The organism is Allocoleopsis franciscana PCC 7113 (assembly GCF_000317515.1).
Classification (GTDB): Bacteria; Cyanobacteriota; Cyanobacteriia; order Cyanobacteriales; family Coleofasciculaceae; genus Allocoleopsis; species Allocoleopsis franciscana.
In genome coordinates this window covers 6500558-6518246 of record NC_019738.1, presented here as the reverse complement: position 1 = coordinate 6518246, position 17689 = coordinate 6500558, and the positions used below count along the sequence as shown (strand labels likewise).

Sequence of the window (17689 nt, the reverse complement as noted above, 5' to 3'; positions counted from 1 at the left end):
GCGAAAAAATAAGAAAATAACAGAGAGACAAGAACGCAGTGCAGTCATTTATGTGGCCTTTCTGCGTCTGAAAATGGCCACCCACGAAAAATTTCATCTGTACTATAATTTATTTTTATTCCAACTTTACTAATATTTTAATTAGCTAATAATAAAATTAAAATAGAATTAAATAATAGCTTAATAATTCAATGCACTCCACAGCGGACAAAGCTTTCCCTAGCTGAAGTTGATCGCGCATTCCCAGGTGGAGAACCCGATGCCTATCCCATCCCCTTCCCTAGACTTGACTCACCCCTTTGCCAATAACCCACAGCCGCAGGAATTACTCACACACAGCGAAGAACAATTTAGAACGTTCGTTGCGAATATTCCTGGTGCAGTCTACCGCTGTATATACGACGAACAATTAAAAGGGCTATCTCTTAGGACAATGCTCTTTCTCAGCGAAGCGATTGAGACGGTTACTGGCTATTCGGCAAGTGACTTTATTAATAATCGAGTACGGTCTTTTACCAGTATTATCCATCCTCAAGATCGAATTAAGATTGAGCAAGCTATCAGGCAGAGTATTAGTGCCAACCAGCCCTATGTGATGGAGTACCGAATTGTAAAAGCCAATGGCAGTACAGTGTGGGTCTATGACAAAGGTCAGGGTATCTGTGACGAAAATGGACATATCCAATGGCTAGATGGGGTCATTTTAGACGTTACAGAACGCAAAACGGCGGAAGCTGATTTACGCTACACTCAAACATTCTTAAACTCCGTCGTTGAACATCTACCCATGGCGGTGTTTATTAAAGATGCAATTGATTTACGGGTGATGTACTGGAACAAAGCCAGTGAGGAACTGTTTGGCTATTCCAGAGAAAAAGTATTGGGAAAGAATGATTACGAGTTTTTACCGGCCCAACAGGCTAGGTACTTACGCGCCAATGATCGACAAGTGCTAGCTGGAGGTGAACTAGTGGATATCGCCCAAGCCCCTTTAATCACGCCCCATCGAGGAAAACGGATTGTACATAGCAAGAAAGTTCCCCTGCTTGATGAGACCGGCACTCCTCGATATCTGTTGGGTATTTGTCGAGACATCACAGAGGAAAAGCTAGCTGACACAGAAGCGGCACAAAGCGCCCAGGCACTGCGAGATTCGGAAGCTCATTATCGCCGCATCGTGGAAACGGCGACAGAAGGCATCTGGATGTTTGATGCCAACAGTAAAACAACGTTTGCCAATAGTCGTATTGCCGAAATGCTGGGCTATACGGTAGAGGAAATGCAGGGGCGCTCATTCTTTGACTTCATAGATGAAGAAAGCCGAGTGCAGGCACAAGCCTATGTGGAACGTCGCCGCCAAGGCATCCGGGAACGTCATGATTTCAAATTTTGCCGTAAAGATGGTTCACTGTTGTGGGCAATTGTGTCGGCTACCCCCATCCTAGACGCCGAAGGTCAGTTTGTCGGTGTTTTGAGGATGATTACCGATATTAGCGATGTCTACGACGAGCTTCGCTTACGCAAGCAAGCCGAGGAAGCACTACGGCAATCCCATCAGCAAATTGCCGACATCCTGGAACGCATCACGGAGGCCTTTTTTGCCCTCGATCATCAGTGGCAGTTTACCTACATTAACGGCGAAGCTTCGCGCCTTTTGCAGCGACAACCAGAAGAACTGATTGGAGCCAACTTTTGGGATGTGTTTCCCGAAGCCGTGGGTTCCTTCGTTGAGCAGCAGTATCGCCAAGCGACGCAGGAGCAAGTTCCAGTGATCTTTGAAACCTTTTCGGCACCCTTGAACAGTTGGCTGGAGGTGCGGGCTTATCCCAGTGGCTCAGGACTTTCCGTTTTTTGGCGAGACATCACGGAACAAAAACAGGCTCAAGACGCGCTGCGAAAAAGTGAAGAGCAATACCGTACCCTAGCCAGCCACTTTCCCAATGGAGCAGTTCTTGCCTTTGACCGAGAACTCCGCTACACCCTTGCTGAAGGTGAAGCATTAGCCACACTCGGCTTATCTAAAGAGTTAGTCGAAGGAAAAACCCTATGGGAGGCCCGCTCGCCAGAACTCTGTGAAATCCTAGAACCTCATTATCGGGCCGCACTATCGGGAGTAGCTGGAATCTTTGAGTTGGAGTATGCTAACCACACTTATCTGGTACATACGCTGCCCCTGAAAAATGATTGGGGAGAAGTGTTTGCGGGGATGGTGATGAAGCAAGACATCACTGATCGCAAGCGATCACAGGAGCAACTGCAAGAAAGAGAGCTGTTTCTACGCAGCATCTATGACGGGGTTGAGGACGGGATTTTTGTGGTAGATGTCCTAGAAACAGAGAATTTAGGAGCCAGGAGTCAGGAGTCAGAAGTAATACAGGAAGAAAAACCAATTCCTGGTTATGAGTTTCGCTACCAAGGGTTAAATCCAGCTCACGAGCGTTTAAGCGGTCTTTGTTCAGCTGACTTGCGTGGCAAGACGCCGCAAGAGGTTTTACCACCGGATCTAGCCGCAGCGGTGAGTCAGCGTTATGAGGAATGTGTCCGTGCTGGCACCGCGATTTCCTACGAAGAATGCTTGCCTTTACCAGGAGAGGATGCCTGGTGGATTACCACACTCAGCCCATTACGAGATAGACAGGGGCAGATTTATCGCTTGGTGGGTACGAGCATTAATATCAGCGATCGCAAACAGGCGGAGGTCGCATTACAAGAAAGTGAGCGCCGCTTCCGCGCCATTTTCGACTCAATGTTCCAATTCATCGGTCTTATGAAACCCGATGGAACACTCCTGAAAGCTAACCAAACCGCGCTTGATTTTGGGGGTCTTTGCTTAGAAGATATTGCAGGTCGTCCGTTCTGGGAAACACGTTGGTGGAGTCTATCGGCTCAAATCCAAGAACGCTTAAAAGCCGCGATCGCTCAAGCGGCAGCTGGGGAGTTTGTGCGTTATGAAGTGGATGTTTTAGGGGCTGGCAATCAGGTCATCACCATTGATTTTTCCATTAAACCGGTCAAAGATGAAACGGGACAAGTGGTGCTGCTAATTCCAGAAGGCCGCGACATTAGCGATCGCAAACGCACCGAAGAAGCTTTACGCAAGTCAGAGAGCCAGTTGAGAGCCAAAAACCAAGAGCTGAAGCGGACTTTACACCAACTCAAAAACACCCAAGCCCAGCTAATTCAGAATGAAAAAATGGTCAGCTTGGGTCAGATGGTGGCTGGAATTGCTCACGAAATTAACAATCCCATCAGCTTTATTTATGGCAATATCGCCTATGCCCATGAATATGCCCAAAATCTCTTGAATGTTGTCAAACTGTATGGGTTGCACTATCCCGAACCCTTACCACTTATCCAAGACGAGATTGAGGCACTGGATCTGGATTTTGTCGCTACCGACTTCCCCAAACTGCTTGACTCGATGCAAGAAGGAGCCAACCGTATTCGAGAAATTGTCCTCTCCTTACGTAACTTCTCCCGCTTGGATGAAGCCCAAATCAAGCCTGTTAATCTTCATGAAGGGCTGGATAATACTCTGCTCATCTTGCAGCATCGCCTGAAAGCACATGCAGGAAAGTCCGGCATTGAAGTGAGAAAAGAGTACGGACAACTCCCTTTAGTTGAGTGTTATCCAGGTTCACTCAACCAAGTATTTATGAATCTCTTGAGTAATGCCATTGATGCTCTGGAAACTCAACCTCAACCAAGAGTGATTACCATCCGCACTGAGGTAGAGACTGGAGATCAGGGGAGAGCAGGAGAGGACGAGAGTACAAGAATGTTTCAACTCAATTCCAGGATGCTCAGCACCCCCTTACCCCCTCCCCAATGTGTGGTGATTCGCATTACCGACAACGGCCCTGGTATCCCTTTGGAAGTGAAAAAACAGATCTTTGACCCCTTCTTCACCACTAAACCCGTTGGTGTGGGTACGGGCTTGGGGTTAGCGATCGCGTACTCGATTGTTGTTGAACAGCACCGGGGTCATCTGACGTGCATGTCCGAACCGGGTCAAGGGGCTGAGTTTGTGATTGAGCTGCCAATCCGACAACCCAGCTTATCCAATGCCACTTCTGTTTAGGGCGCTAGTCTGGCTTGACCACTAGCACAGAACAGGGAGCCTCAGCCACCACTTGGCTACTCACCGAGCCTTCTAAAATTCGTTGGAGACCGGTTAGACCGCGACTGCCAATCACAATTAAGTCAGCCTGGTGAATATGAGCAAGGCGGATGATTTCGGCTGCTGGGTCACCCGTAACAATCTCTAGAGTACTGTCACCCAGAAGGTCAGCTTGGTAGGATTGCAACTGTTTTTCAACCTGTTGATACAATAGCTCCTCTGAAGTATGAGGTCGGTCAACGGCTATATCCATGTCAGGCTCAGGTGAGGGAATGACATGGGCAAGGATTATTTTTGTTGCTGGCTGTATTTGAAGTTCCTTGAAAAACTGAATCACACGCAGTGTGTGTTCTGAACTGTCAAGAGCCAAAAGAATTGTCTTTAACACCAATGTCTCCTATCAGGGATAGCGAAGCGAGCGATCGCAAAGCGCAAAGCGGCTGTGTTCGTTCAGCTTTCAGCTATTGGGATTGTCACCCTTGGGTAGAGAATTTGTCTACCTGGGCGACAAGTTTGAACCCATCAATCAACATAGAGACGTCAAAGTCTACTAATCGTTATAGCTCCTCCTGCGTCCGCAATCGTACCGAGTCCGCATGAGAAGGTAACCCTTCAGCTTCAGCTAGCGCCTGAATAGCACTCGAAACTTTGTTGAGGGCTGTCGATGAGTACTGAATCAAACTGGAGTGCTTCATAAAGGTTTCGACACCCAAAGCAGAGGCGTAGCGGGCAGCACCGGAGGTCGGTAGAGTATGATTAGGGCCCGCCAGGTAGTCTCCCACGGCTTCGGGGGTGGAGTGGCCTAGAAAAATCGCTCCAGCGTGGCGAATTTTCTCCAGTAAATCCCACGGTTCAGCAATTTCAAGTTCCAGGTGTTCTGGGGCGAACTCGTTAGAGAGTTCCGCCGCCTCATCCAGGGAATCCACTAGGACAATTAAACCAAAGTGAGCGATCGCTTTTTCGGTCAGCAGGCGTCGCGGATGGTCTTTGAGTTGCCGTTCCACTTCTTCCTGCACTTGTTTCGCCAGTTGGGCTTCGGAGGTGAGAAGAATGGAAGCGGCCATCGGGTCATGTTCGGCCTGAGCCAAAAGATCAGCGGCAATGTAGACCGGATTAGCAGCTGTATCCGCTATGATTAACACCTCCGATGGGCCAGCCAAGGAGTCAATGCCTACCGTTCCGTAGACCAGTTTTTTCGCCAAGGTGACGTAAATGTTGCCAGGACCAGTAATAACATCGACTTTAGGAATGGTTTCCGTGCCATAAGCTAAAGCCGCGATCGCCTGAGCTCCACCGACCCGGTAAATTTCTTGAACCCCAGCTTCCTGCGCTGCCACGAGGACAGCCGGATTAATCGTTTTGTCTGAGCCAGGAGGCGTCACCATCACGACTTGAGGGACTTTAGCCACCTTGGCGGGGATGGCGTTCATCAACACGGTACTGGGATAGGATGCCCTACCCCCAGGAACATAAATTCCTGCTCGATCCACGGGCGTATAGCGCTTGCCTAAGACGATCTCATCGTCGCCAAATTGTACCCAAGATTTTGGGACGCGCTGTCGATGAAATGCCTCTATTTGCTGCGCTGCCAACTGAATGGCATCGAGTAATTCCTTGGATACCTGCTGGTAAGCAGCATCCAATTCTGACCCACTGACGCGCAGCCCGTCGATACTTAAGGTTTGGTGATCGAATTCCTCGGTATAGTGCAAGAGTGCTTTGTCTCCCTGGCGTTTAATCGCCTGTAAGACCTCTCTCACCGTCGCTTCTTTGTGAATAACGTGGTCTTGAGAAGTGCGATCGCGGATACGTCGCAGTTCAATTTGTGCCTCAGCCTGCTGAGTAATGATTCGCAGCATGGAGTCGGAGTGCCCATCCTTAGGTATTACCCGTCCGAGACCAGGTCCATCAGCCTTCTCTTTGACAAGAAGGGGGCATCGTCTCCGGACTTACTCCTATAGCTTAACTGGATTTTTCAAGGCTCGCGATACTTTCTCTCATAGATGTTATAGTGGTCATTCAGGTATTTTGTTTGTTATCAAAAGTAAGGTTTCCTCAAGGCTACTGTGGCTAATAACAAGTCCGCGCTCAAGCGTATAGAAATTGCCGAACGCAACCGAGTTCGGAACAAGACCTACAATTCAGCGGTGAAGACGCTGATCAAGAAATACTTCGCTGCTGTAGAAGATTACGCCCGCCAACCCAATCCAGAGGCGTTGGAGGCCGTTAAGAGGAGTATGTCCGAGGCTTACAGCAAAATCGACAAGGCTGTAAAGCGGCGGGTGTTGCATCCGAACAATGGCGCTCGCAAAAAAGCACGGCTGGCGGCTCGGCTCAAAAAGGTCAGCCCGGAAGTCAATTCCTCGGCTGAGCAAGCCGAAGCCTCGGCATAAAAGCATCACTCTTTCTTGCAGAGTTTCCTCCTAAAGAGAGAAGAATGCGCTTATGTCTGAGCTGACTCTGGGTCAAAACCTAACAAGAGCTAGGGGAAGATCCTTCTTTCCCCTATTCTTGTCATGGTGAGCGGCTGACTCCTGCTAATTCTTGAAAATAACTGTAGAATAGATAGAAGACTGTGCAGATGCCGTTGGTAGACACACATGTCCACATCAACTTTGAAACCTTCCAGACCGACTTGGAAGCAACGCGAGACCGCTGGCGACAAGCTGGTGTGGTCTCTCTCGTGCATTCTTGTGTGGAACCAACTGAGGTGGCAGCCATTCGAGCTTTGGCTGACCAGTTTCCTGAACTCTTCTATGCTGTAGGGTTGCATCCCTTGGATGCCGAGAAATGGACATCGGACACAACAGACTTAATTCTCTCTTTAGCTCGTTGTGATCCCAAGGTAGTGGCCATTGGGGAAACGGGATTGGATTTTTTCAAAGCGGAGAACCCCCAAGAGCAGAAAGCGGTATTTGAAGCGCAACTGGCGATCGCTAAGCAGTTAGATTTACCCGTAATTATTCACTGTCGCGACGCTGCCCTGCCCATGAGAACGCTCCTACAGGAGTTTTGGGAACGTCATGGTTCCGTCAAGGGTGTGATGCATTGTTGGGGAGGCACTCCCGAAGAGACTCAGTGGTTTTTGGATCTAGGCTTTTACATTAGTTTTAGTGGCATTGTGACCTTTAAAAACGCCCAGTCGATTCAAGCGTCAGTGGTGATAGTTCCCTCAAATCGCCTTCTGATTGAAACGGATTGTCCTTTCCTAGCACCCGTTCCCAAACGAGGCAAACGCAATGAACCGGCCTATGTTCGTTATGTGGCAGAGTGCGTTGCCCATCTCCGAAATATCCCAATCGAAACCCTAGCCACCCAGACAACCGAGAATGCCATAGAACTTTTTGGTCTAACCCTCCCTAATGGATCGGTTTCGAGTTCCGACTGTTACAGTACCAATTCCTAGAAAGTAGAAGGGGAAAGGATATTAGCAAGCGATAGCGACCTGACAAGTGTCGGCAAAGCCAAGAAACCCAGGAATGATCGGGTTGATGGATTCACTCTCTATTAGGCTAAGCGCACGAATAGGTTGGTGGGAGTTTTCAACTCCACTCTATCCTTCGCAAGTAGCAAGTTTTGAGCCTTCGGTCTTCAGCCTTCAGCCTTTAGTCAGATTCAGATTCTCTGCGGCATACTATTATTAAGAAGAGTTACTATGAATAAAATTTTCCCTCCCCCTATTCAATTGCTGCAACTCATCCACAGCCAATACCCCCGAAGGTCAAAAGCCACTTCTTAGAGACACGGTTTATCGGGTCTCTGGAAAAGCCCTAATTTTTAAACCGAGCGTTGCTCATAGTTAGAGACACTAGCCATTTCCCAAGATCATTTTGTTGCTGCCACGAGTCAACAACTGAACAGCCAGAGTTGCTAGATAATTAGCGATCATTGCCAGTTATCTAGCAAAAATCACTTTGTGGATCAGTATCACCTATCAATCAGGGATACAATCGGTGCTGTTGCAGCGGCGTGGTACCTTTGGCTCGGACTCCTATCCCGAAGCCGACTCACCCCGTAAGAGGAGACGCATGAATAATCAAATTTACACCCCCTCCACTCAAACATACACTCTAGCCAACTATATGTTGCCTGACTTAGTGGAGATTCAGCGTTCCAGCTTTCGCTGGTTCCTGGAAGAAGGGCTAATTGAAGAACTGAACAGCTTCTCACCCATTACCGATTACACCGGTAAGCTGGAACTCCACTTCTTGGGTAAAGACTACAAGCTCAAGCGACCCAAGTACGACGTTGACGAAGCAAAGCGGCGAGACAGCACCTATGCCGTGCAAATGTATGTTCCCACCCGCCTGATCAACAAGGAAACCGGTGAGATTAAGGAACAAGAGGTATTCATCGGCGACCTCCCCCTGATGACCGACCGAGGCACGTTTATCATCAACGGGGCAGAACGAGTGATTGTGAACCAAATCGTTCGCAGCCCTGGCGTATACTACAAATCGGAAACCGACAAAAACGGACGCCGGACTTACAGTGCTTCGCTGATTCCCAACCGGGGGGCATGGCTGAAATTTGAAACCGACAAAAATGATTTGGTGTGGGTACGGATTGACAAAACCCGCAAGTTGTCGGCACAGGTACTGTTGAAGGCGTTGGGACTGTCCGATAGTGAGATTATGGATGCCATGCGCCATCCAGACTACTATCAGAAAACTCTGGATAAAGAGGGTAACCCAACGGAAGAAGAAGCGCTGATGGAGCTATACCGCAAGCTGCGTCCAGGGGAACCCCCGACGGTTAGCGGAGGTCAGCAGTTACTGGATTCGCGCTTTTTTGACCCGAAACGCTATGACTTAGGTCGGGTGGGTCGTTACAAAATCAACAAGAAGCTGCGCCTGAACGTGCCGGATACAATGCGAGTCCTCACGTCGCAAGATATTGTGGCAGCGATTGATTACCTGATTAATCTAGAATTTGACGTGGGTAGCACGGACGATATCGACCACTTAGGGAATCGCCGTGTGCGCTCAGTCGGTGAACTGCTGCAAAATCAGGTGCGAGTCGGTCTTAACCGCTTGGAACGAATCATCCGGGAACGGATGACGGTTAGCGATGCGGATACCCTCACTCCCGCTAGCTTAGTCAACCCGAAACCACTGGTTGCGGCGATTAAAGAGTTTTTTGGCTCGTCGCAGCTATCCCAGTTTATGGATCAGACCAACCCATTGGCAGAACTCACCCACAAACGGAGACTGTCGGCCCTTGGCCCAGGCGGCTTAACGCGGGAACGAGCTGGCTTTGCCGTGCGGGATATCCATCCTTCGCACTACGGACGGATTTGCCCAATTGAGACACCAGAAGGTCCCAATGCAGGTCTAATTGGTTCCTTAGCCACCCATGCACGGGTGAATGCTTATGGATTTATTGAGACGCCGTTTTACCCGGTAGAAAATGGTCGAGTCCTCAAAGACCAGCCCCCCCTGTACATGACAGCGGATGAAGAGGATGACCTGCGGGTCGCACCGGGGGATATTCCCATGGATGAAGATGGGAATATCTTGGGTGAGTCGGTACCCGTGCGCTATCGGCAAGACTTTACCACAACCACCCCGGATCAGGTGGACTATGTGGCGGTGTCGCCCGTACAGATTATCTCGGTCGCTACCTCCCTGATTCCCTTCTTGGAGCATGACGATGCCAACCGGGCGCTGATGGGATCGAACATGCAGCGGCAAGCCGTACCCCTATTACGACCAGAGCGCCCCTTAGTCGGAACCGGATTGGAAGCCCAAGCAGCAAGGGACTCTGGGATGGTAATTGTGTCCCGTACTGATGGCGAAGTGACCGAAGTGGATGCTCGTCACATTCGGGTCAAGGATAAGACGGGTCGGGAGACGTTTTATGAGCTTCAGAAGTATCAGCGCTCGAACCAAGATACTTGTTTGAATCAACGTCCTTTGGTATTTGAAGGCGATGATGTTGTTGCGGGTCAAGTGATCGCTGATGGCTCGGCAACCGAGGGCGGTGAGCTGGCACTAGGACAGAATATCTTGGTAGCTTATATGCCGTGGGAAGGCTACAACTACGAGGATGCGATTCTGATTAGTGAACGGTTGGTGATAGATGATGTCTATACCAGCATTCACATCGAGAAGTATGAGATTGAAGCACGGCAGACCAAGCTTGGACCCGAGGAAATTACCCGCGAAATTCCCAACGTTGGGGAAGATGCCCTGCGTCAGCTAGACGAAACCGGGATTATTCGGATTGGTGCCTGGGTGGAAGCCGGGGACATTCTGGTGGGCAAGGTAACGCCCAAAGGGGAATCTGACCAGCCGCCGGAAGAGAAACTGCTGCGAGCCATCTTCGGTGAAAAAGCCAGAGATGTGCGAGACAACTCCCTGCGCGTACCCAACGGTGAGAAAGGTCGCGTGGTTGATGTCCGGGTGTTTACCCGTGAGCAGGGAGATGAACTACCTCCTGGGGCGAACATGGTGGTTCGGGTGTATGTGGCGCAGAAGCGGAAAATCCAGGTGGGAGACAAGATGGCCGGTCGCCATGGCAACAAGGGGATTATTTCCCGGATTTTGCCGATGGAAGATATGCCCTACCTCCCCGATGGGACACCCCTTGATATTGTGCTCAATCCTCTGGGTGTGCCGTCGCGGATGAACGTTGGTCAGGTGTTTGAATGTTTATTGGGATGGGCAGGGGAGAACTTGGGACTCCGGTTTAAGTTAACGCCGTTTGATGAAATGTATGGGGAAGAAGCGTCCCGAACGACGGTTCACGGCAAGCTGAAGCAAGCCAGTGAGGAGGAAGATCAGAACTGGGTGTTTAACCCGGAACACCCCGGAAAAATCAAGGTCTATGATGGTCGTACCGGAGAAGCGTTTGATCGACCGATCACGGTGGGTAAGGCTTACATGTTGAAGCTGGTTCACTTGGTGGACGATAAGATTCATGCTCGTTCTACGGGTCCTTACTCTCTAGTCACGCAACAGCCGTTGGGCGGAAAAGCGCAGCAGGGCGGTCAGCGTTTTGGAGAAATGGAAGTGTGGGCACTGGAAGCCTTCGGTGCGGCTTATACCCTGCAAGAGTTGCTGACGGTGAAGTCCGACGATATGCAAGGACGGAATGAGGCGCTCAATGCGATCGTTAAGGGTAAAGCCATTCCGCGACCCGGGACGCCTGAATCCTTCAAGGTTTTAATGCGAGAGCTCCAATCCTTGGGCTTGGATATGGCAGTTCACAAAGTAGAAACGGCTGAGGATGGTACCAGCCGAGATGTAGAGGTGGATTTGATGGCAGATGCAGATCGCCGTCGGACACCCAGCCGACCCACTTACGAATCTCTGAACCGCGAGGAACTTGAAGAAGACGAAGTCTAAACAGGTTGAAAGTTAGCAGGTTGTTCGCGAGAGCGTTCCCCGCAGGGGTAGGTTGAAGGGCGAAAGTTAATAACCTTCAACCTTCAACCCCCTCTTCCAACCTTCACCCCCCTTTTTTTTCAACATTCAACCTTTAAACCTTGAACCTTCAACTCTTAATCGAATGAGACATCAGCTAGAACAGCGGTTTGACTATGTCAAAATTGCGATCGCTTCTCCAGAGCGGATTCGGCAATGGGGAGAAAGAACCCTCCCTAATGGCCAAGTGGTTGGTGAAGTTACTAAACCGGAAACGATTAACTATCGCACGCTCAAACCCGAAATGGATGGGCTGTTCTGCGAACGAATCTTTGGTCCGGCCAAGGATTGGGAATGCCATTGCGGCAAGTACAAGCGGGTGCGCCACCGGGGCATTGTCTGCGAACGCTGCGGTGTAGAAGTCACCGAGTCACGGGTACGCCGTCACCGGATGGGATATATCAAACTCGCCGCACCGGTGGCTCACGTTTGGTATCTCAAGGGGATTCCCAGCTACCTGAGCATTCTGCTAGATATGCCCCTGCGGGATGTGGAACAAATTGTCTACTTCAACGCCTATGTTGTCTTGAGTGCAGGCAATGCCGAGAATCTCAGCTACAAGCAGCTACTGACGGAAGATCAATGGCTGGAAATTGAAGAGCAGCTTTATAGCGAAGATTCTCAACTAACTGGAGTTGAGGTAGGAATTGGTGCTGAGGCACTCCAACGACTTTTGCAGGACGTTGATTTAGACTCTGAGGGTGAAAAGCTCCGCGAAGAAATTACCAACGCTAAAGGTCAAAAACGAGCCAAGCTGATTAAGCGCTTGCGGGTGATTGACAACTTTATCGCCACCGGTTCTCTGCCGGAGTGGATGGTACTGACGGTGATTCCGGTCATTCCTCCAGACCTGCGCCCGATGGTACAACTAGACGGCGGTCGCTTTGCCACCTCAGACTTGAATGACCTGTATCGGCGCGTCATTAACCGCAACAACCGACTGGCACGTCTCCAGGAAATCTTGGCACCGGAAATTATTGTCCGCAACGAAAAGCGGATGCTTCAAGAAGCGGTGGATGCCTTAATCGACAATGGTCGTCGGGGTCGGACTGTTGTGGGTGCAAACAATCGCCCCCTCAAATCCCTCTCCGACATCATTGAGGGTAAGCAAGGTCGCTTCCGGCAAAACCTCTTGGGTAAGCGGGTTGACTACTCGGGTCGTTCTGTGATCGTTGTCGGTCCTAAGCTGAAAATTCATCAGTGCGGTTTGCCCCGCGAAATGGCGATCGAACTGTTTCAACCCTTCGTGATTCATCGCTTGATTCGTCAAGGTTTGGTGAATAACATCAAGGCGGCGAAAAAGCTGATTCAACGGGGCGATCCCAGCGTGTGGGATGTCTTAGAGGAAGTGATTGCAGGTCACCCCGTACTCCTTAACCGCGCACCTACGTTGCACCGCTTGGGAATTCAGGCGTTTGAACCGATTTTGGTCGAAGGTCGCGCCATTCAACTGCACCCCTTAGTCTGTCCGGCCTTTAACGCTGACTTTGATGGTGACCAGATGGCGGTTCACGTGCCCCTATCTTTAGAATCCCAGGCAGAAGCTCGACTGTTAATGTTGGCCTCTCATAATATCCTTTCACCCGCAACCGGTCGCCCGATTGTTGCGCCTAGTCAGGATATGGTCTTGGGATGCTATTACCTGACCGCTGAAAATCTAGAGGCTCAAAAAGGCGCTAATAAATATTTTGCCAATCTAGATGATGCGATTAAAGCCTACGAACAAAAGCAAGTAGACTTACATGCCTATGTCTGGTTGCGCTTTGATGGCATCGTTGAGTCAGCCGTACCTGACAATGAAGTGATCAAGACGGAACAATCATCCGATGGCAGCGTAACCAAACATTACAGAGAGCGTCGAGTGCGGGAAACCGCTGACGGGCAGATCATCTCCCAGTATGTGCGTACTACTCCAGGTCGGATTATCTATAACAAAGCCATTCAAGAGGCGCTGATTAGCTAGTCAAAGGTTGAAGGTTGAAGGTCGAATCGGTTAACTTTCACTCCCGGCCCACTTTCAACCGCTTTTGGGACTAATCACTAAAGACTGAGGACGAAGGATAAAGCAGATGGTAGACCAGAACGAAGCGATTTTTTATAACCGGGTTGTTAGTAAAAGTGAGCTGAAAAAGCTGATATCCTGGGCCTTTACAGAACACGGCAGTGCCCGTAGTGCCCAGATGGCTGACCAGCTTAAAGACCTGGGCTTCCGCTACGCCACTCAGGCTGGTGTTTCGATCAGCGTTGATGATTTGCAGGTACCACCGATTAAGCGTCAGATGCTGGAGGAAGCGGAATCCCAAATTCGGGAGACTGAGGCTCGGTACACGCGGGGCGAAATTACGGAGGTTGAACGGTTTCAAAAGGTAATTGACACCTGGAATAATACCTCTGAAGCCTTAAGAGATGAAGTGGTACGCAACTTCAAAACCACTGACCCCCTGAATTCGGTGTACATGATGTCTACCTCTGGAGCGCGGGGCAGTATGGCTCAGGTGCGTCAGTTAGTGGGGATGCGGGGTCTGATGGCCAACCCTCAAGGAGAGATTATTGACTTACCGATTAAGACGAATTTCCGTGAAGGCTTAACGGTTACCGAATACATTATCTCGTCCTATGGGGCACGCAAAGGCTTGGTGGATACCGCGCTCAGAACTGCTGACTCTGGTTATCTCACCCGGCGTCTGGTGGACGTGGCTCAAGATGTAATTGTGCGAGAAGTGGATTGCGGGACGACGCGAGGCGTGACCATTGTGGCAATGACCGATGGCGATCGCACTTTGATTCCTCTGGAAGACCGTCTGTTTGGTCGCGTCCTGGGAGAAGATGTGATTCACCCCATCACCGGCGAAGTGGTTGCCGAACGCAACCAGGATATCTCAGATGAGTTGTCTAAAGAAATTGCCCGTTCCGGTGTCAAAGAAGTGTTTGTGCGATCGCCCCTGACTTGCGAAGCCTCGCGATCGGTCTGCCAGCATTGCTACGGTTGGAGTTTAGCCCACGGGCACATGGTGGATTTGGGAGAAGCGGTCGGTATTATTGCCGCCCAGTCGATCGGAGAACCTGGAACCCAGCTCACCATGCGGACGTTCCACACGGGTGGTGTGTTCACGGGTGAAGCCGCACGGCAAGTGCAAGCCCCATTTGATGGGGTGGTGCGCTTCGCGAAAAAACTACGAACCAGAGGGGTACGGACTCGTCACGGGGAAGACCGTGAACAAGTAGAAGTCGCGGCGGATCTGATTTTAGAGCCAACTGATGGGACTCAAAAGTCTCAGACTTTTCCTGTTACCGTTGGTTCCTTGCTGATGGTCGGCAATGGGGAACAGGTCAAGAAGAATCAACTCTTGGCAGAAGTTGCCTTGGGTAAATCTCGCCTCTCCACAGAAAAAGCGGCTAAAGACGTTGCTTCCGATCTGGCTGGGGAAGTCCTGTTTGCGGACTTGATCCCAGAGGAGAAAACAGACCGTCAGGGCAATACCACCCGGATTGCTCAACGGGGGGGTTTACTGTGGGTTTTATCGGGAGAAGTTTACAACCTACCGCCCGGTGCAGAACCCGTCGTTAAAAACGGTGATGCAGTCGAGCAAGGGAGTGTCCTAGCCGAAACCAAGTTAGTCACCGCCAACGGTGGTGTCGTTCGACTCACCCCCGGTAAGCGGGAAATTGACATCATCACGGCGTCAGTTCTGTTAGACCAAGCCATGGTACGGGTAGAAAGTACCGCAGGCCGTGATCAGTATGTGATTTACACCACCAATAATCAGCGGTTCTTACTGAAGGCTACTCCTGGAACGAAAGTGTTCCACAACCAAGTGGTGGCAGAACTGATTGATGACCGATATCGCACCCAGACCGGTGGCATTGTTAAATATGCCGGTGTCGAGGTTTCTAAGCGGGGTAAGGCCAAGCAAGGCTACGAAGTTGTTAAAGGCGGCACCTTGCTCTGGATTCCGGAAGAATGCCACGAGGTCAACAAAGATATCTCCTTACTGTTGGTGGAAGACGGTCAATATGTAGAAGCCGGAACCGAAGTGGTGAAGGATATCTTCTGTCAATCGGGGGGTATTGTGGAAGTCGTTCAGAAAAACGACATTCTACGCGAAATTGTGATTAAGCCAGGGGAACTGCATCTGGTTGATGAAGTTCCAGAAGCGTTTATCACCGAAGGTCAGTTGGTATATCCCGGCACCGAAGCCATACCGGGGCTTGTCACCGCAGAGCTGCGTTATGGCGAAGCGGTGGAAACTCCAGAGGGAGCTGCTATCCTGTTGCGGCCTGTGGTAGAGTTTCCCGTACCCGATGAACCGCCCGTGCCATCTCAGGCTTCGATTAATAAGAAAGACGATATCGCCCAGTCTGGAAAAGCCCCTCGTGGAGCGACCAAGATTGAACTGCGGGCAATCCAACGGCTGCCTTATAAAGATGGAGAACGGGTGAAGTCCGTAGAAGGGCTGGAGTTACTCCGCACTCAGCTTGTCTTGGAGATGCTCCAGGAATCGGCGGATGAACATGCGGGTGCCGCCCAGCTCAGTGCTGACATTGAGTTGGTCAATACGGGCGACGAGAATAGCGCCGACGATAGCGATAGTACACCGTCTGCCGGGACGGATATGCGATTACAGCTCGTGATTCTTGAATCCCTGGTGATTCGCCGTGATACGGCAGCCGATCCTTTGGGCGGAAGCACGACGACACGCGTTCTGGTTTCCGATGGAGACGAAATTGCCCCTGGAGCTGTAGTGGCTCGCACTGAAATTCAGTGTAAGGAAGCGGGTGAAGTCCGAGGGATTCGAGAGGGTGCTGAAGCGATTCGTCGGGTACTGATTGTACGCAATGCCGATCGGATCACGGTTCCGATCACGGGTACACCCAAGGTTAAGGTCGGGAATTTGGTCGTTTCTACAGATTTCCTATCCAACGAGACACCCACTCCAGAATCCGGTCAGGTGGTCAAAGTCAGCAGTGACTCGGTGACTCTGCGAATTGCTCGTCCCTACCGGGTTTCGGCAGGTGCGGTGTTGCAGATTGACAATGGCGACCTGGTGCAACGGGGTGACAACCTGGTGTTACTGGTGTTTGAACGAGCGAAGACGGGTGACATTATTCAGGGTTTGCCCAGAATTGAGGAACTCTTAGAAGCTCGTAAACCCAAGGAAGCTTGCGTTTTAGCCCGACGCCCCGGTGAGGCTCAGGTCGTTTATGAGCAAGATGAAACCGTCGATATCAAGGTGATTGATTCCGATGGAACGGTTACCGATTACCCAGTCGGTCCGGGTCAGAATTCTCTGGTGACAGATGGTCAACAAGTGCCTGTGGCTGGAGCGCTCACCGATGGTCCGGCAAATCCCCACGAAATTCTAGAGGTGTTCTTCAATTACACCCTGGAAGAGAAAGGAGTCTATGAGGCGGCGCTGGTTGGACTGTCTGCGGCACAGCGGTTCTTGGTGAATGAGGTGCAGTCCGTGTATCAATCTCAAGGGATTGATATTTCTGACAAGCACATCGAGGTGATTGTCCGCCAGATGACTTCTAAAGTTCGGGTGGACGACGGTGGCGATACTACCATGCTGCCTGGGGAACTGGTAGAGTTGCGGCAGATTGAGACGGTGAATGAAGCAATGGCGATCACTGGTGGTGCACCGGCACAATATACACCCGTGCTCTTGGGGATTACCAAAGCTTCGCTCAACACCGATAGTTTCATCTCGGCAGCTAGCTTCCAGGAAACGACTCGTGTTCTCACGGAAGCCGCTATTGAAGGAAAATCTGACTGGCTGCGGGGTCTGAAAGAAAACGTGATTATTGGACGCCTGATTCCAGCAGGTACCGGATATAACGCTTATGAAGACTCAACTCTCAGCCCAATTGAACCCGATTACTCGGCGGGTGGAGCAGGAGTCTATGGTTATGGAGAACGCACCGATGCTGACTTAGACCAAGATGACCCCCTCGATGTGGTGCTCGATGACCGGACAGCCCGCAATTACAGCTTGGATGAGCGGACGCCCAGTTTTGGTATGGGGGCAAACGGCTTCCCCTCCGTTCTCAAGGATGATGACGATGAGGACGGCGATTTTGAGGAAGACTACTTAGATGATGATGATGATGCTGATGAGGACTAGTCTAATCAGGGCTATTT

The 17689-nt window shown here is 50.6% G+C and carries 8 protein-coding genes; 6 read left to right on the top strand and 2 right to left on the bottom strand.

Translation table 11 applies throughout. The features are described from left to right. Positions 1-259: 259 nt before the first annotated feature. Entirely contained in the window at positions 260-4081 is a 3822-nt protein-coding gene (locus tag MIC7113_RS33865) for a PAS domain-containing sensor histidine kinase (RefSeq protein WP_015185329.1), read from the top strand. A gap of 4 nt (positions 4082-4085) precedes the next feature. Here the strand turns inward: MIC7113_RS33865 and MIC7113_RS26755 are convergent, their stop codons facing one another. Beyond that, on the bottom strand, positions 4086-4508 hold the full coding sequence (locus MIC7113_RS26755) for a universal stress protein (protein ID WP_015185328.1): 423 nt from the start codon (positions 4506-4508) through the stop codon (positions 4086-4088). A gap of 169 nt (positions 4509-4677) precedes the next feature. Beyond that, positions 4678-5979: a histidinol dehydrogenase gene (gene hisD / locus MIC7113_RS26750; RefSeq protein WP_015185327.1), complete on the bottom strand. Its 1302-nt coding sequence runs from the start codon at positions 5977-5979 to the stop codon at positions 4678-4680. 207 nt (positions 5980-6186) lie between these two features. Here hisD and rpsT point away from each other — a divergent pair, with 207 nt between their 5' ends. From rpsT to MIC7113_RS26725, 5 genes are all read left to right on the top strand, one after another. Further along, entirely contained in the window at positions 6187-6513 is a 327-nt protein-coding gene (rpsT, locus tag MIC7113_RS26745) for a 30S ribosomal protein S20 (RefSeq protein ID WP_015185326.1), read from the top strand. 188 nt (positions 6514-6701) lie between these two features. Continuing rightward, positions 6702-7526, top strand: coding sequence for a TatD family hydrolase (locus tag MIC7113_RS26740; RefSeq protein WP_015185325.1), 825 nt, complete (start codon positions 6702-6704; stop codon positions 7524-7526). 622 nt (positions 7527-8148) lie between these two features. Further along, the gene (gene rpoB / locus MIC7113_RS26735; protein ID WP_015185324.1) at positions 8149-11469 is read left to right on the top strand and encodes a DNA-directed RNA polymerase subunit beta; all 3321 of its coding nucleotides are present in this window, start codon (positions 8149-8151) and stop codon (positions 11467-11469) included. 163 nt (positions 11470-11632) lie between these two features. Then, positions 11633-13510 carry a DNA-directed RNA polymerase subunit gamma gene (locus MIC7113_RS26730; RefSeq protein WP_015185323.1) on the top strand — a complete coding sequence of 626 codons (1878 nt, stop codon included), beginning with the start codon at positions 11633-11635 and terminating at the stop codon, positions 13508-13510. Positions 13511-13616: 106 nt separating this feature from the next. Then, entirely contained in the window at positions 13617-17672 is a 4056-nt protein-coding gene (locus tag MIC7113_RS26725) for a DNA-directed RNA polymerase subunit beta' (RefSeq protein ID WP_015185322.1), read from the top strand. Positions 17673-17689: the final 17 nt, after the last annotated feature.